The 22,076-nt window shown below is 52.0% G+C and carries 15 protein-coding genes; 8 read left to right on the top strand and 7 right to left on the bottom strand.

The features are described from left to right. The first annotated feature begins 38 nt into the window (after positions 1 to 38). Positions 39 to 1,154 carry a T9SS type A sorting domain-containing protein gene (locus ACYVC2_RS13860; RefSeq protein WP_461103029.1) on the top strand — a complete coding sequence of 372 codons (1,116 nt, stop codon included), beginning with the start codon at positions 39 to 41 and terminating at the stop codon, positions 1,152 to 1,154. On the opposite strand, the gene ACYVC2_RS13855 is transcribed toward ACYVC2_RS13860, so the two are convergent. Together ACYVC2_RS13855 and accD are read right to left on the bottom strand one after the other, a co-directional pair. Further along, on the bottom strand, positions 1,155 to 2,132 hold the full coding sequence (locus ACYVC2_RS13855) for a radical SAM protein (RefSeq protein ID WP_461103028.1): 978 nt from the start codon (positions 2,130 to 2,132) through the stop codon (positions 1,155 to 1,157). A 77-nt stretch (positions 2,133 to 2,209) separates the two neighbouring features. Next, entirely contained in the window at positions 2,210 to 3,052 is an 843-nt protein-coding gene (gene accD / locus ACYVC2_RS13850; RefSeq protein ID WP_461103027.1) for an acetyl-CoA carboxylase, carboxyltransferase subunit beta, read from the bottom strand. A 189-nt stretch (positions 3,053 to 3,241) separates the two neighbouring features. Between accD and ACYVC2_RS13845 the strand changes: the two genes are divergently transcribed. Next, entirely contained in the window at positions 3,242 to 3,691 is a 450-nt protein-coding gene (locus tag ACYVC2_RS13845; RefSeq protein WP_461103026.1) for a hypothetical protein, read from the top strand. Between the two features lie 54 nt (positions 3,692 to 3,745). Here ACYVC2_RS13845 and ACYVC2_RS13840 read toward each other — a convergent pair whose 3' ends face one another. Beyond that, positions 3,746 to 5,473, bottom strand: coding sequence for a S41 family peptidase (locus tag ACYVC2_RS13840; RefSeq protein ID WP_461103025.1), 1,728 nt, complete (start codon positions 5,471 to 5,473; stop codon positions 3,746 to 3,748). A 313-nt stretch (positions 5,474 to 5,786) separates the two neighbouring features. Between ACYVC2_RS13840 and ACYVC2_RS13835 the strand changes: the two genes are divergently transcribed. Then, positions 5,787 to 7,184: a M24 family metallopeptidase gene (locus ACYVC2_RS13835; protein ID WP_461103024.1), complete on the top strand. Its 1,398-nt coding sequence runs from the start codon at positions 5,787 to 5,789 to the stop codon at positions 7,182 to 7,184. A 25-nt stretch (positions 7,185 to 7,209) separates the two neighbouring features. Here ACYVC2_RS13835 and ACYVC2_RS13830 read toward each other — a convergent pair whose 3' ends face one another. From ACYVC2_RS13830 to fbaA, 3 genes are all read right to left on the bottom strand, one after another. Then, positions 7,210 to 8,331, bottom strand: a complete 1,122-nt coding sequence (locus ACYVC2_RS13830; protein WP_461103023.1) for an efflux RND transporter periplasmic adaptor subunit — start codon at positions 8,329 to 8,331, stop codon at positions 7,210 to 7,212. After that, a complete protein-coding gene (locus ACYVC2_RS13825) occupies positions 8,312 to 11,626 on the bottom strand; it encodes an efflux RND transporter permease subunit (RefSeq protein ID WP_461103022.1) in 3,315 nt (1,104 codons plus the stop codon). The genes ACYVC2_RS13830 and ACYVC2_RS13825 overlap by 20 nt, the downstream gene beginning before the upstream one ends. Positions 11,627 to 12,190: 564 nt before the next feature. Next, complete coding sequence (gene fbaA, locus ACYVC2_RS13820) at positions 12,191 to 13,270, bottom strand: class II fructose-bisphosphate aldolase (protein ID WP_461103021.1); 1,080 nt, start codon at positions 13,268 to 13,270, stop codon at positions 12,191 to 12,193. A 166-nt stretch (positions 13,271 to 13,436) separates the two neighbouring features. Between fbaA and ACYVC2_RS13815 the strand changes: the two genes are divergently transcribed. The 3 genes from ACYVC2_RS13815 to ACYVC2_RS13805 all read left to right on the top strand — a co-directional run bounded on the left by ACYVC2_RS13815 (position 13,437) and on the right by ACYVC2_RS13805 (position 16,586). Then, entirely contained in the window at positions 13,437 to 14,051 is a 615-nt protein-coding gene (locus ACYVC2_RS13815) for a hypothetical protein (protein WP_461103020.1), read from the top strand. A gap of 74 nt (positions 14,052 to 14,125) precedes the next feature. Then, complete coding sequence (locus ACYVC2_RS13810) at positions 14,126 to 14,932, top strand: sugar phosphate isomerase/epimerase family protein (RefSeq protein WP_461103019.1); 807 nt, start codon at positions 14,126 to 14,128, stop codon at positions 14,930 to 14,932. A gap of 85 nt (positions 14,933 to 15,017) precedes the next feature. After that, positions 15,018 to 16,586 carry a hypothetical protein gene (locus ACYVC2_RS13805; RefSeq protein ID WP_461103018.1) on the top strand — a complete coding sequence of 523 codons (1,569 nt, stop codon included), beginning with the start codon at positions 15,018 to 15,020 and terminating at the stop codon, positions 16,584 to 16,586. Here ACYVC2_RS13805 and ACYVC2_RS13800 read toward each other — a convergent pair. After that, complete coding sequence (locus ACYVC2_RS13800) at positions 16,558 to 16,785, bottom strand: DUF2905 domain-containing protein (protein ID WP_461103017.1); 228 nt, start codon at positions 16,783 to 16,785, stop codon at positions 16,558 to 16,560. The genes ACYVC2_RS13805 and ACYVC2_RS13800 overlap by 29 nt on opposite strands. 470 nt (positions 16,786 to 17,255) lie before the next feature. Between ACYVC2_RS13800 and ACYVC2_RS13795 the strand changes: the two genes are divergently transcribed. Then, positions 17,256 to 19,424: a DEAD/DEAH box helicase gene (locus tag ACYVC2_RS13795; RefSeq protein ID WP_461103016.1), complete on the top strand. Its 2,169-nt coding sequence runs from the start codon at positions 17,256 to 17,258 to the stop codon at positions 19,422 to 19,424. Positions 19,425 to 19,636: 212 nt separating this feature from the next. Further along, positions 19,637 to 22,018 carry an ABC transporter permease gene (locus ACYVC2_RS13790; protein WP_461103015.1) on the top strand — a complete coding sequence of 794 codons (2,382 nt, stop codon included), beginning with the start codon at positions 19,637 to 19,639 and terminating at the stop codon, positions 22,016 to 22,018. The last annotated feature ends 58 nt before the right edge of the window (positions 22,019 to 22,076 follow it).

The raw sequence follows: 22,076 nt of genomic DNA, 5'->3' as shown, positions 1-22,076 counted from the left end.
TTATCTGATCAAACCCGGCTTTTCTTACCCGTTGCGTTATGAAAACGATTACTACCCTACTGCTGTTGCTGGCTGGCATTCAGTCGGTTGAGGCTTCCCATTTATTGGGTGGCTATATCCAGGTAAAACCCGCTTCAGGTTCACTTCTAACGTACGACATAACGATAGGGCTCTACCTGGACAATGTCTATGGAACGGCAGCTGCTTCACAGCAAAACTCCGTAACCGTTTGTTTCGGCGACGGTGTAACCGGCGTTGCCAACCGACAGAGCCAGCTACTGGTACTGAATAAGACTACCAGCCTGAATATGTATAAAGTAACGCATACGTATACCGGAGCAGGCACGTACGCTATCAGGGTAGGGATAACCAATCGAACGCAGGTGCTGAATATAGATCAGGCAAGCTTCCAGTTATTCGTCCTGAACACGACCATATCGACAAATACAACAGCCGCCAATCAGACACCGATGCCGGGGGTTCCGGAAAGCGGATTCCATATTGGTATCAATCAGAGGGTAACGCTTTCGTTGAAAGCGACAGATGCCGAAGGCGATAGTCTGGTATATGGTCTGGCCAGACCGATTACCGCTAAAGCAACGGATGTCTGCGAGCGGCTGGCGCTTTCATCCTACCAGTTCCCAAACGACATAACGCACCAGGGCACATTTAAACTGAATAACCGCCCGGGTGAACTTGTCTGGGATGCGCCGGTTAAACCTGGCCTTTATAGCGCAGCGCTCACCATCGATGAATATCGAAATGGCATTTTGATCAGCCAGACGACGCAGGAGATTCCGCTGTTCGTCGACGATTTACCCGGTACGCCAACTACGATGCCTGCCTACGAACCGGCTATTGAAGGGGCCATCGTTACCGGAATTATTTATTCTGGTGATCCGGATATGAGTCTGACGACCTTTCCGAACCCGGTAGACGACGGCCTTCAAGTAATTATTCAAAGCAGTAACCCAACCACGGCTACCATTCAATTACTGGATGTGAACGGCCGGAAACTGCATGAACTGGCCTTTACCAAACCAGCCCGTACACATGAGCAGTTTATCAGCATGGATAGCCTGTCGGCGGGTGTTTACCTGCTCCGAGCCAACGTCGGCGATCGGGTATTGGTACGAAAAATTGTGAAGCGGTAGTTAGAGTAGTTGCTTCCAGGTGCCTTTGATCCAATTGTATTTCAGGGTACTGGGCAGGGCCCGCCAGAAATATTTGTTCAGTTCGACCGCAAAGGATGGTTGCATGTAGCAGTTGATGGCGCAGCCTTCACAACCCGGCAGACGACCTTCCAGTGCCACCAGCTTCTGCACTTCTTCAGAGCGGTAAACCTCATATAGGTTGTTCTCGATCGGAAACTCTTTCAGACCCAGGTGATAGCAGGGCAGCACGATTTTATTTTCGGGCGAAATAACGATGGTTGTGCTACCGGCCCGGCACACCGGATCATCGACGTGATTGCCGCCGTCGCGCCGAAGCTGAATAAACGCATCGTTCAGGTAGACGTTTTTCTGCTTTCCCCACCAGGACATCTGTTGAAGCGCGTGTTCCGAAAAACGGGCGCCGGTTTCGACCGTGTTGTAGTCAAATACTGGATTCAGGATCAGGACCAGCCCGTTCGGCTGGCAGATTTCTTCGTGCATCTGCCGAATTAGATGCACATTGTGGTCAAACACTGTGAACAGAATATCCGGTCGTTCGCCGAGCTGCCGGGCGATGGCGATGGACTCCATCACTTTATCGAAACACCGCACCCCGCGTGAGCGGTCGTGTTCCTCAGCAATCGGCGAGTCGAGCGAAAAGTGCAGCATATCGACCAGACCCCGTAAGCGTTCCGCCTGTTTGGGATAAAGCAGGGCGTTGGTCGTGACGGTCGTGATGAGCCCGAGTTTTTTGGCTTCCTCGAGTAGTTCGGGCAATTGCCGGTGAAGAAGCGGTTCGCCACCGGTAAAATCGACGACGCTGACCCCTAATCGTTTCAGGTCCCGCAGATTCTGACGGGCATTTTCCAGCGTGACGTAAGGCGATGGCCGCTCCCAGATGTCGCAAAAACTACAGCTCGCATTACAGCGATACGTGATATAGTAGTTGCACAGAACCGGGTGGGAGACGAGACGCATGGGGGGAGGGCATGGGGCAAAGGGGGAAGGGCAAAGAGTGGAGGGAATACCCCATGCCCTTCCCCCTATCCCATCTGCTATTGAAGCATTTTATACAAACTTACCACCTTGTCTTTCAGGTCTTTTCGGTCGACGATAAAGTCCAGAAAGCCGTGATCGAGAACAAATTCGGCGCTCTGGAAACCTTTGGGAAGGTCTTTGCCAATGGTTTCCCGGATAACCCGCGGGCCGGCAAAGCCGATCAAGGCTTCGGGCTCCGCGATGTTGAAATCACCTAACATAGCGTAGGAAGCCGTAACTCCCCCCGTCGTGGGGTCGGTCAGCAACGAAATGTAGGGCAGCTTCGCTTTGTCGAGCAGAGCCAGTTTGGCCGATGTTTTAGCCATCTGCATAAGCGAGAAACCAGCTTCCATCATGCGCGCCCCACCCGAGCGTGAAATCATCAGAAAGGGTGTTTTCTGGGTCAGCGCGTGATCGATGGCGCGAGCAATCTTCTCACCCACCACCGAGCCCATGGAGCCACCAATAAAATTAAAGTCCATAACGGCCATGGTGACCGTCAGACCATTCATAGGACCATACGCGGTCCGAACGGCATCTTTCAGGCCCGTTTTGGCAATGGTCGTTTTAATGCGATCCGGATAGGGCTTGGTATCGACAAACTTCAGCGGGTCGCCCGACATCATGTCGGCATCGAGTTCAGTAAACGTGTTCTCATCAAACAGGATCGAGAAATAAGCCTCTGACCCTATTTTTTCGTGATAATTGCAATGCACGCAGGTATAGGCATTGAGCTTGTGCTCCCGCGTGTTCATAACTTTTTTACAGTTCGGACATAGATACCACAACCCATCTGGAGCTTCCAGCTTCATTTCGGTTGGGGTCTGGATACCCTTATCTTTTCGGACGAACCAAGACATTTCTTCGTGAATAAGTGCCAGTGTAAACGAACTGTAAAGGTACGAAGAAAACAAGACCAACCACACGGCTGGTTTTCGAGCCTGCAGAACGGTTTTTCTTCATCCAGTCGATTCCCGTCGAAATGCATAGCCTATGATTTATAAGTTCTCCGTTTTTAATATGCTCGATAAAGTTGTTGTTTTGCGCTTATGAAACATGTCTTCACTGCTTTTCTTTTCATGCTTACGCTGTCGGTTTTCGGCCAGGCTTCGGTGGCGTATTATCCGTTCAATAGCGTTCTAACGGTCAGCTCCAACACCGACCGCGCTTTTTGGTTCGATGGTCGCCTGCAGACCAATACGCTCTTTGGCTCACTCAGCACCACATTGTGCCCAATGGTCAATGTGGCCCGGCGGGCGCAGGTAAATTATTACACGGGCTTAGGGGTTCGTTTCAATGCGCTGAACAGTATCGACAACCGCGATATTCTGGAAGGGTATTCGCTGCACGTCGGCGTACGCATCAAACCGCTCCTGTTCATGCCGAACCTGCGGGTAGCCTTCGAGCTGGCTCCTTACTCACGAAAGGATTTCAAAACCGGCAACCTTCAGTCTTTTCTGGGCTTTGCGTATCAATTTTCGAAAAAACCGAAGCCCTAAACATGAAAAAGGCGATGAGATTTCTCATCGCCTTTTTCATGCACTAAAATTCTTCTATTTCTGATTGTAGGTAAACATCCCGTGTTCGAGCTTATCGGCCCGGTCAAAAAGTTTCAGGGCTTTCTGATACGTATCATCACTTTGACTGATAACCCGGAAAAACTCGTTATTCTGCCCGGCTTTGTTGTTTTTCTGGTAGATCGCCCGTGCTACCAACGCTTTGATCTGGTTGCGGATATAGGTTTTCGAGCGGTTGTATTCCTTCTCGTTAAACTTAATTCCTTCCGACGTCGCTTCTTTCACCAGCAGATTCATCTGATCATCGCCGATAACCACCGACCGGTCAAACTCCTCGAATGGCATCTTTTCCAGCTTCTTCCGATTTTCGTTGGTATAATCCATCGCAAATTCGCGGATGATGTTTTTCCCATATAACTGAATCAGATACGCCGTCTGCCAGGTTGAATCCCGCGGAATGAAGTAGTCGGGCGTAATGCCGCCACCACCGTAAACCACGCGCCCACCGTCGGTTTTAAACTTCAGTTTCGGATCGTTTTTGATCGAATCGGCAATGTAATATTCCCCCCGTTTCGAGCGCAGTTCGAGGTCTTTCTCGTAATCGCCTTCCTGACCCGGCACGTAAGGTTTCTGAATGCTCCGGCCACTGGGTGTATAATAGCGGGATATCGTCAGCCGCAGTTCCGAACCGTCGGAAAGCGTTACGGGCATCTGCACCAGCCCTTTCCCAAACGAACGCCGACCCGCAATCAACGCCCGGTCGTGGTCCTGCAACGCGCCCGATACAATCTCCGAGGCCGATGCACTTCCTTCATCCACCAGCACAACCAGCGGCCCTTCTTCAAACTGCCCGGCAATGTGGGCGTAAGTTTTACGATCGTACCGACTGTCTTTGCCGTTGGTGTACACCAGCAGTTTGTTTCCCGAAATAAACTCATCGGCAATGTTAGTCGCCCGGTCCATGTAACCGCCCGGATTATTCCGCAGGTCCATCATCAACTGGGTCATTCCTTTCGCCTTGAGCGAAGCCATGGCGGTTTTGAATTCGTCATAGGTCGTTTCGGAGAACCGGTTGATTTTGATATACCCCGTTTTTGCGTCGATCATGTAAGCCGCGTCGACCGAATACGTCGGAATGCGATCCCGGGTGATGGTAAACTCTTTTGGTTGCTTGTCGCCTTTTCGCAAAATGGTCAACTTCACGTCTGTTCCGCGCTTACCCCGCAACGCCTTGAAGACGGCGCTGTTCTCAATCTTTCCACCGACCAGCGGAGTTTCGTCTACTTTGATGATTTTGTCGCCACTCAGGATACCGGCCGTTTCCGACGGTCCCCCCGCCAGCGGTGTTACGACATATACGGTATCTTTGTAAATATTGAACTCAACCCCAATGCCATCGAAACCGCCTTCCAGTTGCGAACGAGCGGCTACGGCATCCTGCGGATTCATGTAGGCCGTGTGCGGATCGAGCTTTTCGAGCATTTTCGTGATCGAGTAATCGACCAGATCGTCGGTGTTCACCGTATCGACGTAGTTGTTTTCGATCAGTTGCAGTATTTCCCGGTACTTGGTATAGCCGCGACCGATGGTATTGAGGCTTTTAGTACCCCCGAAAAATGTGGCGCCGATGAGCATACCTCCCGCCAGCGTAATGCCCAGCAACATGGGTAATCGAACCGTGGCTTTGTCATTCTGAATCGGCGGAGTTTGTCCGTCCCTTTCCTGACCCGCCGGTGTATTCATAGCGTTGTTAGTATCGTCCATTCGATTGTCCCTTAACTCGTTCTATATCTACTTCCATAACGTTTGGAAGTTAGCGAAATGTTTAGCGTAAAGGTTATAGAATGTTAAAAAAATACTAAAAGGTACGACCCGAATTCTTATAACCGCTCCGCTTTCGTTAAAGTATATACGTAACTCGCTCAGAGCGCGGATTGAACCGCTCCCGAGAGTTTGGCTATCGGTGTCTGAGCGACGACATTTTCACTCTTTTTTAATCCAGATCAGCCGTTTTTCCAGCTTATGAAAAGGCCCGGTCTTTGTGTATCTTGCTTCGAACTGAATCAGCCTGCGTTCTATGCCGAAATTGTTATACTTCCTCATCACTTTATTCATTACAAACGCGCTCGTTCTAACCGCTGTTGGCCAGACTCCTTCCCCATCCAGCATCCTGCCCGAGCGTGAACGGGCGCGGGTGATCGACGACATCCTGGACGACCGTTTTACAAACCTGCTTCCCCAGCTTATGCGTCGGGAAGGCATCGATATGTGGGTGATCATCTCCCGCGAATACAACGAAGATCCCGTTTTGCGGACGATGCTGCCCAGCACCTGGCTCTCCGCCCGACGCCGGACGATTATAGTGTTTTATGATCCCGGCCAGTCCGCCGGTGCGGTGGATTCGCAGGGTGGCGAAAAAGGCGTTGAAAAACTGGCTATTGCCCGCTACGACGTTGGTAACCTGCTCAAGGGTGCCTGGGATATCGACGTTCGACCTAACCAGTGGGAAGCGTTGGCCAAAGTGATCGAAGACCGAAAACCGAAGAAAATCGGGCTAAACATGTCGACCAACTACGGCCATGCCGATGGGCTTTCGTTTTCGGAGCATGAAGAATTCCTGAAGAAATTACCAGCTGAGTATCAGAAGCGGCTCGTGTCGGCGGAGAAAATAGCGGTTGGCTGGCTCGAAACCCGCACCGAGAAAGAAATGGCGATCTACCCGATGATCTGCCGGCTCTCTCACCAGATTATTCAGGAGGGTTTTTCGGAGCAGGTCATTCAGCCCGGCGTAACGACGACGGACGATGTCGTCTGGTGGTTCAGGCAGCGGATCACGAACCTGGGGCTGGATACCTGGTTTCACCCGACCGTCGACGTTCAGCGCCGTGACAATACTGACTTCAACCACCTGCGTACCTTTTCCAAACAGCCGGACAAACAGGTGATCATGCCCGGCGATTTGCTCCACGTCGATTTTGGCATTACCTATCTGCGTCTGAATACCGACCAGCAGCAGCATGCCTACGTACTACGCCCCGGCGAGACCGACGTTCCGGAATCTATCAAAGCGGCATTCAAACAGGGCAATCGCTTACAGGAGATCCTGACCGAACAATTTAAAGCAGGAAAAACCGGAAACCAGATGCTGCTGGCAGCCCTCGATCAGTCTAAGAAAGAAGGAATCAACGGAACCATTTATTCGCACCCGATCGGCGTTCACGGCCACGCAGCCGGCCCGACCATCGGCTTATGGGATCAGCAGAAAGGCGTTCCCGGCCCGGGCGATTACCCGTTACTGGCTAATACCGCTTATTCCATCGAGTTGAATGCTGCGGTTGAGATTCCAGAATGGAAAAAAGTGGTGCGCATCATGCTCGAAGAAGACGGCTTTTTCGACGGCCAGACGTTTCGCTACATCGACGGTCGGCAAACTGAGATTTACACTATTCCCAGGAAGTTGGGGTACGTAAAGTAGAGACGCAATCCGTTGCGTCTCTACTTTATTTTATGGACGAACCGTCGCGAATTTCTTCGGTAGCCGACGTAATGAGTTGATCACCTTCGTTGAGGTTACCGAATATTTCCGCTTTCTCATTGGCTTCCAGGCCTTTTTTGACCGGCACCCATTCGGCTTTCTGGTTGTTGACCCGGATTACAAAAACGCCGGTGGTTGAATTGACGATGGCCGATTTAGGAACGACAAACGTGCTGGCTTTGGTCGGCAGAGGCAGGTTTACTTCGGCAACCATACCCGGCAGTAATTTCTTATTGTTATTGACCACGTCGACCTCAACCCGCTCCGACCGCAGGCGTTTATCCAGCGCTCCCGACAGACGTTTTACCTGTCCGGTAAATTTTTTATCCGGAAACGTTTTTACCGTAAAGCTTACTTCGTCGTTCTGATCGACGTAGCCCGTATAGGCTTCGGGAACCGCAATTACCAGCCGTAGTCGCTTCTGTTCGGTCAGCACAAACAGCGGAAACTCAGAGCCTTTACCCGCGGGGCCAATATAAGCCCCTGTGCTGGCGTTCCGGGCGCTGATGATACCATCGAACGGTGCGCGGATTTCCAGGTATTTTTTCAGATCGGCCACTTCCCGGTACGCCGACTTAGCCGCGTCGAGTTGAGCCAGGTCGGCGTTACGTTTGGCCAGTGCCTGATCGACGTCGTTTTTAGAAACCGCGCCCGAGAACTTGCTGGCTTCCAGAATGCGCTCATAGTTGGCTTTACTGGCAATCGACAGTGCTTCCTGCGCTTTCAGTCTCGACTCGGCCGAGGTCAGCTGAGCATTCAGTTCAGGAGCTTCGGCTAAAGCCAGCAGTTGTCCCTGCCGCACTTCAGACCCCACATCTACTTTCAGCGTTTTTATATAGCCGCTCACTTTGGCGTAAATGTCTACGTCGCGAAAGGCAACCAGTTCGCCGGGTACCTGCAGCGACGAAGCTAACTTCCCTTTTTTCAGGGCAAACTTTTCAATGGCCGCCGGTGCACTGGCGGTTTCAGTTTCGCTGGCTTCTGCTTTACTTTCGGGCGAGTGACAATTGGTTAACAGACTAGCCAGCAGCAGACTACCCGCAACGGCAAGCAGACTACGCACCGGTTTATGAATTAGCCGTTTCATACGAGGAGGGAATGTAATATTTACTGTCTTTATCTTCGGGATCGAGCGATACCGATTCTGTGGTTGTTTTGTTCTGTACCCAGGCAAAGGCCAGGGGTAAAATAAATAGAGCCGCAAACGTGGAAGCAATCAGTCCGCCGATGACGGCGCGCCCTAGCGGAGCCGCCTGCGAGCCCCCTTCGCCCAGCCCGGAAGCCATCGGAATCATTCCGACCACCATGGCTACGCTGGTCATCAGAATTGGCCGCATCCGTAGCGAAGCAGCCTCACGAGCTGCCAGCAAGGCATTTCCGTTCCGCAGGCGCAGTTCTTCGGCGTTGGTTACCATCAGTACGGCGTTCGAAATCGAAACCCCTACCGACATGATCATGCCCATGTACGATTGCAGGTTCAGAGTCGAGCCGGTCAGCATCAGCAAAACCAGGGAGCCGAGCAGTACGGCTGGTACGGTACACAGCACGACCAGCGATACCTTGAAGGACTGGAAATTAGCGGCCAGCATCAGGAAAATAACGACAATGGCGGTCAACAGCCCGTTCTGCAGACTATCGAGCGTATCGATCAGCACCTGAGTCAGGCCCTGCATCTTTACTGTCAATCCGCGGGGGAGTTCGCCCAGCGAGTCGATAGCTTTCTGCACATCCCGGGCCGCGGTTCCCAGATCGATGTCGTTCAGGTTGGCCGTTACGGAGAGTACGGGAATAGCGCCGATGTTATCATTCTCACCGTATGTCGTGCCGGTTTGCAGGCTGGCGACGTCGCTCAGCACCGGCCGGTTTGAGTTCGGCAAAACCGGAATTTCGCCCAGGTCGTTTACGCTGGTCATCTGGTTCTCCGGCACCTGCACCTGAACGCTGTAACTCTGGCTCGATTTCGGGTCGATCCATACGCTTTTCTCCGTATACCGCGACGACGACGTAGCGGCAATCAGCGACCGAGAAATGGCCGAAATATCCGTTCCTAACTGAGCCGCCCGCGTCCGGTCGATGTTTACATTGATCGTTGGATACTTGGTCGCCTGACCAATCTGGACGTCCCGCAGATACGGTATCTTATTCAACCTGGCAATGACCTTATTGGCGTATTCCTCGTTTTGTTTTTTGTTCTTTCCAGACAGTTTTACCTCGATTGGGGTTGGCGAACCCTGGCTTAGGATCTTGTCGGTCAATTCAATCGGTTCGAACGAGAGCTTCACTTTGGGCAACGTCTTTTTCATGCTGGCTCTAAACTTATCCTTCAGTTCATCCAGATCGACGTCGTAGTCTTCTTTCAGGCTTACCTGCAACACACCTTCCTGGGGGCCGGCCATAAACAGGTAGATCGGGCTCGTCGAAAACTGCGCGCCGTGCATCCCCACCATCGCCGAGGTTATTTCGACGTTCTCTTTTCCGACCAGCCCATTCAGCACATCGATGGTCTTGAGCATGGTCGCTTCGGTTTTTTCCAGCCGCGTCCCATCCGGATTCCGCAGCCGAACCTGAAACTGGCCGCCGGTCACCTTGGGCAAAACGTCGCGCCCGATCGAAGTAATCAGGAGCGCCACAATGGCGAGTGAACCCACCACATAAATCAGTACGATCGGTTTCCGGTAGGGCAGAATCCGACCGATGAACCGAACGAACCGGACGCGTACCCGCTCGAAATAACCGACCTTTCCGTCGTGATCGAGGTCGATCTGGTGCGCCTGTGTTTGCTTTTGCTGGAGGATGTCGTCGGTCGTCGATTTACCGTTTTTACCCGCAGTCCCATTTCCGTTAACATGGATCAGATTGCCGTTCAGATTCTCGTGCTTCGTGGCTTTTCCGTTGCTGACCGGGTGGTGTTCTTTCATCATCCAGTTGGCCAGTACCGGCACCAGCGTCTGCGCCATCAGGTAGGAGGTTACCATCGAAAAGCCAATGGCCAGCGCAAGTGGCAGAAACAGCGCACCCGGAATACCTTTCATGGTAAAGGCGGGAGCGAAAACGGCCAGGATACAGAACAGAATCAGCAGTTTCGAAAAGGCAATCTCTTTACAGGCATCCCAGATCGCCAGGGCTTTGGGTTTGCCCATGTCCATATGCTGGTGAATGTTCTCAATGGTCACCGTACTTTCGTCGACCAGAATCCCGATGGCCAGTGAAAGACCGCTCAAAGTCATAATGTTGATCGTCTGCCCGAACAGCGAAAGAAACAACACCCCCGAAATAATACAGGTCGGAATGGTAATGATTACGATCAGTGCCCCCCGCACGTCACCCAGAAAGAGCAACACCATCAGCCCCGTCAGGATTGCACCGATGGCTCCTTCGGTCATCAGGCTTTTCACTGCGTTGATGACGTATACCGACTGGTCGAAGGTGTAAGTCAGGGTGACGTCTTCGGGCAGAAGAGCCTGAAACCGCGGGAGGGCGGCTTTTAGGTTTTGCACAACCTCCCAGGTCGACGCATCCGCCGATTTGGTGATAGGCAGATACACCGAACGCTTCCCGTTTACCAGCACGTAGCCCTGGGTAATATCGGCCCCGTCTTCGATCGTCGCGACATCTTTCAGATACAAGTTCTGAACCGTTCCGGTATACAGCGGAATATTTCCGAAATCCGAAATATTCAGAATCGTCGTGTTGGCGGGCGTGAAATAGTTGAAGTCACCTACGCGTACGTTTCCGGCCGGGGTGGCCTGGTTGTTGATGCGCAGGGCTGCCACCAGCTGATCGGGAGTCAGGTTATGGGCGCGCAGCAGTTCAGGATCGGCTTTAATGACAATCGAGCGGGAGTTTCCGCCGAACGGCGCGGGTGATACCAGCCCCGGAATCGACGTAAACCCGGAGCGAATGTATACGTTCGCCAAATCCTGCAATTCGTTATTGGTCCGTTTGGGGCTACTCAGTACCAGCTGACCGACAGGCAACGTAGACGCATCGAATCGCAAAATAAACGGGGGTTGCGAACCGGGCGGAAACGTCGCCTGAGCGCGGTTTGAGTAGGCCGACACCTCGGCGGCCGCCTGCGCCATGTTCGTTCCCTCGTAGAAACTAAGCTTCAGGAGCGTGATGCCCTGAATGTTTTTGGTTTCGATGCTTTTGACCCCCGAAACGTACAGCAGCAGATTGACGTACTGTTTGCCGAAGAACGATTCCATCTGGTTGGGGGTATACCCGCCAAATGGCTGCGAGATATAAATTACCGGCAGGTTCAGGTTCGGAAATATGTCAATCTTGATCGTACGAACGGCGCCGATACCGAAGTAAAATAAACTGGCTACAACCACCAGAATTGTAATAGGCTTGCGTAGCGCAGAACGGATTAAGTTCATATTAAATTAAGATCATCTTAAATCGATAACGTTGTTCGTTCGACCAGGCAGCATTTTGTATACGCTGCTACCTCCAGCGAACGGCAATCGGATAAAACCCAACTTTTTCAGCAATACATCACATACGCCAGCATATCCATCTGAAAGTTAATGAATTTGTGCGGGAATTTCACACGGCGCATTGAACTCGTACAGAGGGCTTTACAGGGTGTCTGCCGGCTGTAGCAAACTGCCGATTAAGGCGATCTAAGTAAAAACACCTACCTGTTCAGATGGTCTCCAACGCTCGAAAATAAGTTATGAATCAGCAGGAAATTCAGGGTTTATTCTGGCGAAATGAAAGTGAACCCGGCAATAAATAGTTGGGAAAAGTACCCAGAAATTTTCTGTTTTATAACCAGTGAAGTGTTTAATACACGGCAACATTTTTTGACTTTTTCAAAAAATGCAAGTTGAAATTCATACAAAATAAAGTGCCGGATAATTTAATCCGGCACTTGTACAGATGTGATGTAGTGAGGATGGTTGGCCTCACTACATCTGATTCAATTATACGATAACTGGTTACGCCAGCCGATTGATGCAGTTCAGGTCTTCGAAGGCAATTTTTAGTCGTTGTACCATGCTTTCTTCACCCTTACGCAGCCAAACACGTGGGTCGTAGTATTTTTTGTTGGGCGAATCCGGCCCCTCGGGGCTACCCAGCTGCGACTGCAGGTATCCTTCTTTCGATTTGTAGTATTTCAGGATACCTTCCCACATTGCCCACTGCATATCCGTATCGAGGTTCATTTTCACCGCGCCGTACCGAATGGCTTCGCGAATTTCTTCCCGACTCGATCCCGAACCACCGTGAAAAACGAAATTTACGGGCAGCGAACCAGTGTTGTATTTTTCCTGGATATACTCCTGCGAATTGTTCAGGATAATGGGCTGTAATTTCACGTTGCCCGGCTTATATACGCCGTGCACATTACCGAACGCAGCAGCAATGGTAAAGTTGGGCGAAATTTTGCTCAGTTCTTCGTACGCATAAGCTACTTCCGAAGGCTGTGTATACAGCTTCGAATCGTCGACGTCGGAGTTGTCGACGCCATCTTCTTCGCCACCCGTTACCCCCAGTTCAATTTCGAGCGTCATGCCAATTTTAGCCATTCGCTCAAAGTATTTCGCGCAGGTTTCGATGTTTTCTTCGATCGGCTCTTCCGACAGATCGAGCATATGTGAGGAGAAGAGAGGTTTTCCCGTCTGATCGAAATGTTTTTCACCGGCGGCCAGCAGCCCATCGATCCAGGGCAGCAGTTTTTTGGCGCAGTGGTCGGTATGCAGGATCACAGGTACACCGTAGAGTTCGGCGATATTGTGTACATGCAGCGCGCCCGAGATAGAACCGGCAATAGCCGCCTGCTGCTTATCGTTGGGCAGGCTTTTACCCGCGTAGAAGATACCACCGCCGTTCGAGAACTGGATGATAACCGGAGAGTTAACTGCTTTTGCCGTTTCTAAGACAGCATTCACGGAGTCTGTCCCGACAACGTTAACAGCGGGCAGGGCATAGTCATTTTCGTTCGCGTGACGGAAAAGTTCGGTAACGCCTTCGCCGGTCACAACGCCGGGAACAAAACGGGTGGCTATTTCGCTCATGATTAGGGATTATTTTTGGATTCGTTCAAGAAATAGTTTACCGAAAGACGGACCGGTTAACCTATTTGATTTCAATGGGTAAAGTTCGGGATATTGTGAAAAAAATACTAATCGTTCTCAACGCTTTGCCCGAAAAACGACTCCTGTACGTAAAACAATGTCTGTCATGAAAACAATACGTCTGAGCTGGGTGGTGGTCCTTCTGTGGTCGGCCTGTCGCTCAGCAGAGCCGCTCCCGACGCCAAAAGTGCCTCAGGGTAAAGAAGAAGACTATAGCGTTTACGCTGCCCTCATCGATCAGAATTGTTCGGGACAGAGCAGTCAGAAGGCAACGATGGTTATCGCCAGTAAAACTGTCAAACCATTTATCGACGACTGGAAAGTCGTTCTTCAGGATAGGCAGCTGAGCCAGCTCACGACCAACCCCGACTGGCAACAGTTCCTTACAACGCTCGATTCGAGTCGTTTCAGCACTCTTTCCTTAACGGGCGGCATCCCATCCGCTTGTTTTCGCACCCAAATCCTGACCGACGAACAATGGACTTATTATTTCGGCCCTTCGGCGCCAGGGCGCGGGCTAGACGGATTACGAACTGATTTTCCGGGGTTTAGTTCGCTGCTAAGTTTCTCATCCGTAGTCTATTCGGCCGATGGCAAGAAGGCTATCTGCTGCCGATCGGCCGTTTGCGGAGGGCTTTGTGGAAGTGGTGAAGTTTACTTTCTGGAGCGCAGAACGGCCGGCTGGACCATTGTCGAATCGAGTCTCCTCTGGATTTCCTGAGCAATCTTCTGAGCGGTTTTTTGAAACGGTTTTTTCTGCCAACTTTGAGTGGATAAACTAAGCTCGCCAAACTGTTGAAAACGATTTTTTTCTGCCCGATGTGGGGCCTGGAGAATCTGTCTTATACGGAAGCCGCCCAACGGGTCAAAAAGGCAGGTTATGACGGCATGGAGATAGCTGCCGGTCCGGACAAACGCAATGAAGCCGTCCAGATCATGCACGACAACGGTCTGGAGCTGATCCTGATGGCCTTCGGGGGTGGTTCGAATTTTGCGGACCACAAGAAAAAATACCGCGACGACCTGCTCGATATAGCCGTCTACAAGCCGCTGTTTATCAACGCTCATACTGGGCACGACTATTTTACGTTCGAGCAAAATGCGGAACTGATCCAGATTGCGGCCGAGGTTCAGCAGCAAACGGGCGTCCGGATTTTACACGAAACCCACCGCGGGCGCTTTTCGTACAGCGCTCCGGCCATCCAGCTTTATCTGCTCAAACACCCAGAACTGCGCCTGACGGCCGATTATTCCCACTGGGTCAATGTGGCGGAATCATACCTGGCCGATCAGGCCGGGAATGTCAGCCGGGCCATTGCTGCCAGCGATCATATCCACTGCCGCGTTGGGCATCCCGAAGGCCCCCAGGTAAACGATCCACGGGCACCTGAGTGGAAAGATGCCCTGGAAACTCACGCCAAATGGTGGGATGCCATCCGCGCCCGGCTCCAGAAGGCCAATGCACCCTTGCTGACCGTCACCTGCGAATTCGGCCCGGCCGGTTACCTGCCGACACTCCCCTTTACGCAGCAGCCCGTTGCCAGCCAGTGGGATATAAACGTGTTTATGAAAGATTATCTGAAACAACGGTGGCGCGGTTAATCCGCTTCCGACCGTGCCTCACCAAAACGCTAGCATTTGTGCCAGATTCTTCGTACATTAGTTTGTACAACGTTATCCTGACAACATGCTTCGTGCCCGAATTTTACTGTGTCTACTGCTGACAAGTGTTGCGCTGCCCCCGGCCTGGTCGCAGCTAGCCCATTCGCTGCGGCTGGAGATTCCTTCTAACCCCAATGAAGCCGAAGCCTTCGACGTAACCCCCCTGACAGAACGCGGGGTGCTGGTCACCATCCGGACGGGGAGCACGTACGACAATACGCCCCTAAAGTTCAGCTTTCAGAAGTACGACGTCAATCTGAAACAACTCTGGTATACCGAGTTTAAACAGGACCTCCGATTCAAGTCGGTACTAACCTACGAAACCGAGCAGTACGCCTATCATCTTTTCCGCGACTACGATTCGGGCGTCTTTCAGTTTCTCCGGCTTCATCTGGACGATGGCGTTATCGAAACGTTCGAGGGCGATCTGGTCGATCAGTTCGAGGTGCAGCATTTTAAGGTTATGGGCAGTCAGGCCTACGTTGGCGGGTATCGCCACGGGCGTCCGGTGGTGATGGCTTTCTCGTTCTTCGATCATTCGGCCAAAGTATTGCCTGGCCTGTACGTCAACCGGCTGGAACTAAATGGGCTGGAGGTAGATGAAGCCCGGCAGGAAGTCAACGTACTGGTACACTCGCTTCGGCGGCACTGTAACTACTCGCTCAGAAGTTACAATTACGACAGTAAGTTACTCCGCACGGTCGATTTCGACGGCACCCAGAATAGCCTGATCTCGGGAAAACTGCTGCCTATCAACGAATCCGAATCACTGCTGGTAGGCAACTATTCTACCGATTGTACTCCTTACTCACAGGGAATTTATGTGACGCGGCTTCACCACGGTGGCAGCAGCGCGGCTGCGGCCGACACCGCAACCCAATCCATTCAGTATATTGAATTCTCGCAGCTTCAGAATTTTTTCAACTACATGAAACCGCACCGGCAGCAGAAGCTGCTGGCTCGTGCCCTGCGCAAGAAGGAAGAAGGCAAAGATTACCGGTTTCATTATCGCCTGCTGGTTCACGACCTGCAACCGACCCCCGAGGGCTTTACGCTCGTGGCGGAGGTGTACTATCCGCAGTACCGCGGCAGTACGCTGGCCTACGGAGGGTATGTGCGCGGGGGCGATCGCTATGAAGGGTTTCGGTATACCCATGCGTTTATCTGCGGCTTCGACAAACAAGGCAAACTATTGTGGGACAATTGCTTCCCGATCAAAGAATTACTAAGCAAGGAATTAACCGAAATGGTCCAGGTATCGCAGCAGGGAGATCGAATGGTGCTGGCGTATCCGAACGATGGCGAGATCACTACCGAAGTCATTCAGGGTAATAAGATCCTAAAAGAAACCGCCAAATTCAAACTACAGACCAGCACCGAGAATGAGAAAATAAACTTCTCCTCACGCGACAATCTCATGGCCTGGTACGATCGCCATTTTCTGGCCTTCGGATTTCAGAAGATCTCACCGACGCGAAACTACGCCAGCCAGCGGGAAGTGTTTTATCTGAACAAATTAACCTATAGCGAAGACGACGCGTCTGCTGCCTCAACCAGCGCTACGATCAGAAAAAGCGACGGATCAAAACGATAATCAGGTTTAGGAGCAGGCTGACGACAAGGCAGGTGACGATGGGGAAGTAAAAACCACCGCCGTTTTTTCCTTCGATACGGATATCGCCCGGTAGTCTGCCCAGCCAGGTAAGCTTATCGCCGAAGAAATACACGACGGCCCCGATGAGCATCAGGGCTGCGCCGATGAGGATGATGTATTTACCCGTAGATGGATTCATGGCTCGACGATCGTTTCGAAAGTAACGAAAAAAGGGCAGGCAAGCCGGTAGATATAAAATAAATACAAAGGAATAAGCCGTTGCTTGCTTTTTCGGCATTTTCTTCTTAATTTTGCACCAGATTTTACAAGCGACATCCGTCGCGTCTCTGTTTCTCTCCTTTTTACACGCTGAGTTAGGTCTGACAGAGCCAGGTACGGATGTACGGATGGGTTTCTGGGTGGACGCTTCATGAGTGAAGCATTTGCGCGTGGGCTAATCGTCAATCGGTCGTACCGGTCATTACAGCCGGTCGTTGTCTTTTCCCCTCGGTTATGAGGGCAGGACCAGGTCGCCAGTGCGCAAAGGGTCTTGGTGGGGTCGTTGGGCAGCTTCGTTCGTTTGGGCAATTCTCCGCATTATCGCGCCGTTCACCGGCATATACTCGTCTTCGCTTGGATGATTTAATGTATTTAATCATTCCTAAGTTAATGAAAACGAAAACAACCAAAGCCGTCGATCAGGATGATCTTCTGGACATTGAAAAAGTAGCCCTGGAAATGGCTGCCAGTGCAGCTCCCGTAGCTATCGACTCCGAACCCAAACAGCCCAAAACCAAAAAAGCAAAAACCGCTCCGGCAGCGACGGAAGTTATTCCGGAAGATTCGTCTGTTGAAACGGTAGCCGAAGGCATTGCCGACAAAGTTATCATCGTAGCCGATGAACCTGCCGTAACGAACGAAACTACCCAGCCCGAGCCTGCTGTCGAGACCGTGCCGAAAGCCGACCCGAACCAGGTGCTGTTTTCTAGTTTAGCTATTTCGCAGGAATCGTTGATGGCCGTAACGGACATGGGTTTCATTAGCCCTTCGCCGATTCAGGCCGAAGCCATTCCGCCAATTCTCGCAGGCCGCGATGTGATCGGACAGGCACAAACCGGTACGGGTAAGACTGCCGCCTTTGGTATTCCTGCGCTCGAACTGATCGACGTTCAAGAGCGTTCGGTGCAGACGCTTATTCTGTGCCCCACGCGGGAACTGGCCCTGCAGGTAGCCGACGAAATCCGGAAGCTGGCCAAATATAAGCGCGGCATTCGGATCGAAGCCATCTACGGCGGTGACTCCATCGAGCGGCAGATCCGTTCGCTCAAAAGCGGAGTGCACATCGTAATCGGTACACCAGGCCGGGTCATGGACCACATGGAGCGCAACACGCTCAAACTCGATAATGTCAAGATGATGATCCTTGACGAAGCCGACGAAATGCTCGATATGGGCTTCCGCGAAGACATCGAAAGCATTCTGGAAGACATGCCCGAAGAGCGCCAGACGATTCTGTTCTCGGCCACCATGTCGAAGCCGATTATGCAGATCACGCAAAAATTTCTGCAGGATCCCGTGCTGGTGAAAGTGGTCAAGAAAGAGCTGACCAATACCAACATCGAACAGGTTTATTTTGAAGTGAAACCTAAAGCGAAAGTGGAGGTGATGTGTCGACTGATCGACACCTACGACCTGAAACTGCTGCTGGTGTTCTGTAATACGAAGCGGAAAGTAGACGAAATCGTTGAGGACCTGCAAATCCGGGGCTATCAGGCTGAAGGGTTGCACGGCGATCTGCGGCAGGCACAACGCAACAACGTGATGAGCAAGTTCCGGGCGGGCACCACCAGCATTCTGGTAGCTACCGACGTAGCCGCTCGGGGTATCGACGTCGACGATGTCGACGCGGTGATCAACTTCGACATTCCCCTCGACGAAGAATATTACGTACACCGTATTGGCCGGACAGGCCGCGCGGGTAAGTCGGGCCGGGCGTTCTCGCTGGTCGGTCGCGATGAGAAGTACCGCTTCCGCGAAATCCAGAATTATACGAAAGTTCGGGTTGAGAAAGGCGTCATTCCGTCGTTTGAAGACATCGTAGGCCTTCGCAAAGCCCGTTTCATCGAGCAACTGCAGCAAACGATCAAGGAAAGCCAGGATCTGAATCTGTACGAAGATCTGCTGACCCAACTGCATCATGCCGGTTTCTCGACCGAGCAGATTGTGGCTGCACTGGTGAAACGCAGCATGGGTATCGAGAAAAACGAATTTGCCGATCAGAACCTGGGGCTGGAAGACGACCGTCGGCGCGAAAGCCGCTTGGGTGATCGTGACCGGGGCAACTCCCGCTTTGGCGACCGCGATGACCGTCGGGGTGGCCGTTTTGCCGACCGTGACGGACGGGGCGAAAGCCGCTTTGGCCGTAATGACGGACCCGACCGGGGCAATTCCCGCTTCGCCCGCAACGACGCAGGTGATCGGGGTGGCTACGGCGATCGACCCCGCTTTGACCGCAACGACCGGTCGTCGGGACCACGCGAAGGAGGAGGCCGTAACGGCTATTTCGATCGCGACGATAAGCGGGCACCCCGTGAACGCGAAGCCAATATGACCCGTCTGATGGTTAGCATTGGTCGTCGGGACTACGTGCGTCCGGGCGATATTGTAGGTGCGATTGCCGGTGAAGCGAACATTCCGGGCAGCAGCATCGGTAGCATCGATATCTTCGACAAGTTCTCCTACGTCGATGTACCGAAAGATGTCGCCAACCGGGTTGTCGATGTCATGGAAGGCAACACCATCAAAGGTCGCCGGGTCAATGTCGAAGTAGCCCGGTAATCGCTGAGCCTCGATATAAAATATCCAATTTATAAACCGCCGGAGCGCCAAAACGCTCCGGCGGTTTTGTTTTTACCGATTGGTCTCCCACAGATGCAACATCTTAGCCAGTATCGTGTCTTTGCGGGGTGAATCGCAGAGGGGGTAAGGGCATGAGGTAGTCTACCCTTCGCCCCATGCCCTTACCCCCTACCCGAAGCCCATACCCCCTTATGCTACGAAACTACTTCACCATCGCCCTGCGTAATCTGTCGAAAAACAAGGTATACTCCTTCATCAACATTTTCGGACTGGCTGTCGGCATGGCTGTGGCTATGCTGATTGGCCTCTGGATATACGACGAGGTGTCGTACAACAAATTCCACCGGAATTACGACCGGCTGGCACAGTTGTACATCAATCAAACCTTCAACGGTACGCCGGGTAGCAGCCGGGCGGTTTCGCTGCCCTCGGCTACTGAAATAAAAAACAACTACACGACCGACTTTAAAGCGGTAGCACTGGCTTCGTGGAATTACGGCCATTTACTGGTCAATGGCGATAAGAAAATCAATAAGGAGGGCATGTATGCCGAAGCCGAACTGCCTCAGATGCTTTCGCTCAACCTGTTGAAAGGCAACTACGCCCAGGTGCTTAAAGAACCTGCGTCCATTCTGATGTCGGCTTCGACGGCCAAAGCGCTGTTCGGCGAAAGCGATCCCCTCAACAAAATCATTAAGCTGGATGGGAAACATAGTATAAAGGTGACGGGTGTATTTGAAGATCTCCCTTTTAATTCTGAATTCTATCAGGTGAATTTCTACCTGCCCTGGAGCGCCTACCTGGCCGACCAGCCGTGGGTAAAAGAATCACTACAACAATGGGGGAATCACTCATTTCAGTGCTTTGCCCAGATCGCCGACCGGTCGGATATGAACACAGTTTCGACCAAAATCCGGGATGTCGAGAAAAAGCACGCGGCTGTGAGCGAAAAGCCAGAGTATTTCCTGCACCCGATGAGTCAATGGCATTTATACTCCGACTTTAAGAACGGCAAAAACGTCGGTGGCGGCATTCAGTTCGTCTGGCTGTTCGGTCTGATCGGTGTGTTTGTGCTATTGCTGGCCTGCATCAATTTCATGAACCTCAGTACGGCTCGCTCCGAAAAACGCGCTAAAGAAGTAGGCATCCGCAAAGCCGTCGGTTCGCTCCGTCAGCAACTGATTACCCAGTTTCTGAGCGAGTCGATGCTGGTGGTTTTCTTTGCGCTGATCATTGCGTTTCTGATAGTCCTGATTGCTTTATCTTCCTTCAACGACTTGTCGGGTAAGCAGGTCAGTATTCCGTTCGGCAATCCGGTTTTCTGGCTTATGCTGCTGAGTTTTTCGCTACTGACGGGCTTTTTGTCGGGTAGTTATCCCGCCTTGTATCTGTCTTCGTTCAATCCGTTGAGCGTATTGAAGGGTACGTTCAAGCTGGGCCGTTGGGCCGCCGTTCCGCGGAAAGTACTGGTCGTGGTCCAGTTTACGGTTTCCATTACGCTCATCATTGGCACCATCATTGTTTTCCAGCAAATTCAGCACGCCAAAAACCGACCGGTCGGCTATGACCGGTCGGGCTTACTGCAAGTCTCGATGGGACCGGCTTTGTCCGATACAGGCAAATACGAGCCGTTGCGGGAAGAATTGTTAAAAACAGGCGTGGTCTACGAAATGAGCGAGTCATCCAGCCCCACAACGGGCGTCTGGTCGAATCAGATCGGGTTCGAGTGGGAAGGCAAAGACCCCAAGTCGTTGCCCCTGTTTGGCATCGTGGCCTGCACCCGCGAGTTCGGCAAAACCATCGGCTGGAAAATCCAGGAAGGCCGCGATTTCTCCCGGGAGTATTCGACCGATACGTCCTCATTTATTCTCAACGAAGCGGCTGTTACGCTGACGGGGCTGAAAAATATTGTCGGTAAAACCATTCACTACAATGGCAAACCCATGCAGGTGGTCGGTGTCGTGAAAAACATGGTGATGGAGTCACCGTATACGCCAGTTAAACCGACCATTTTTCTGGTACGAAACGGCTGGGCCAACGTGATCAACGTCAAGCTAACGCCCAACGTACCGGTCGAAGATGCACTCAAAAAAGTAGGAGCGGTCTTTAAAAAATTTGACCCCGACAATCCGTTCGATTTTAAATTCACCGACGAGGAATACGATGCGAAATTCAGGACCGAAGAGCGTGTCGGCAAACTGGCCCGGATTTTTGCGGTACTCGCCATTTTCATTAGTTGCCTGGGTTTGTTTGGATTAGCCTCGTTTATCGCCGAACAGCGGATCAAAGAAATCGGGGTTCGGAAAGTATTAGGTGCATCGGTGCTGAGTTTATGGGGCCTGCTCTCTAAAGACTTCGTACGGCTGGTTTTGATTTCTTTTTTAATCGCGGCACCCATCGCCTGGTACTTCCTGGACGACTGGCTTCAGCAATACGAATACCGAACCAGCATTTCCTGGACTATTTTCATCCTGTCCGGCCTGGGCGCTACGACGATTACCTTACTGACCGTGAGCTACCAGGCCATTCGGGCCGCTTTAACCAACCCAGTCAAATCCCTTCGTTCAGAATAACCAGCAGAGGGCGTGGGGCAAATGGCAAACTCCCCCCCCATGCCCTCTGCCCTTACCC

The organism is Spirosoma koreense (genome assembly GCF_054777875.1).
This window is presented reverse-complemented; position numbering and strand designations above follow the sequence as displayed.

Excerpts from the sequence above, each read along its gene's own strand:
- ACYVC2_RS13795 (WP_461103016.1), top strand. The coding sequence starts at position 17,256 with ATGAAAACGAAAACAACCAAAGCCGTCGATCAGGATGATCTTCTGGAC.
- ACYVC2_RS13860 (WP_461103029.1), top strand. The coding sequence starts at position 39 with ATGAAAACGATTACTACCCTACTGCTGTTGCTGGCTGGCATTCAGTCG.
- ACYVC2_RS13840 (WP_461103025.1), bottom strand. The coding sequence starts at position 5,473 with ATGGACGATACTAACAACGCTATGAATACACCGGCGGGTCAGGAAAGG.
- ACYVC2_RS13805 (WP_461103018.1), top strand. The coding sequence starts at position 15,018 with ATGCTTCGTGCCCGAATTTTACTGTGTCTACTGCTGACAAGTGTTGCG.
- ACYVC2_RS13855 (WP_461103028.1), bottom strand. The coding sequence starts at position 2,132 with ATGCGTCTCGTCTCCCACCCGGTTCTGTGCAACTACTATATCACGTAT.
- ACYVC2_RS13825 (WP_461103022.1), bottom strand. The coding sequence starts at position 11,626 with ATGAACTTAATCCGTTCTGCGCTACGCAAGCCTATTACAATTCTGGTG.
- ACYVC2_RS13830 (WP_461103023.1), bottom strand. The coding sequence starts at position 8,331 with ATGAAACGGCTAATTCATAAACCGGTGCGTAGTCTGCTTGCCGTTGCG.
- ACYVC2_RS13800 (WP_461103017.1), bottom strand. The coding sequence starts at position 16,785 with ATGAATCCATCTACGGGTAAATACATCATCCTCATCGGCGCAGCCCTG.
- ACYVC2_RS13845 (WP_461103026.1), top strand. The coding sequence starts at position 3,242 with ATGAAACATGTCTTCACTGCTTTTCTTTTCATGCTTACGCTGTCGGTT.
- fbaA (WP_461103021.1), bottom strand. The coding sequence starts at position 13,270 with ATGAGCGAAATAGCCACCCGTTTTGTTCCCGGCGTTGTGACCGGCGAA.
- ACYVC2_RS13815 (WP_461103020.1), top strand. The coding sequence starts at position 13,437 with ATGAAAACAATACGTCTGAGCTGGGTGGTGGTCCTTCTGTGGTCGGCC.
- ACYVC2_RS13835 (WP_461103024.1), top strand. The coding sequence starts at position 5,787 with ATGCCGAAATTGTTATACTTCCTCATCACTTTATTCATTACAAACGCG.
- ACYVC2_RS13790 (WP_461103015.1), top strand. The coding sequence starts at position 19,637 with ATGCTACGAAACTACTTCACCATCGCCCTGCGTAATCTGTCGAAAAAC.
- accD (WP_461103027.1), bottom strand. The coding sequence starts at position 3,052 with ATGTCTTGGTTCGTCCGAAAAGATAAGGGTATCCAGACCCCAACCGAA.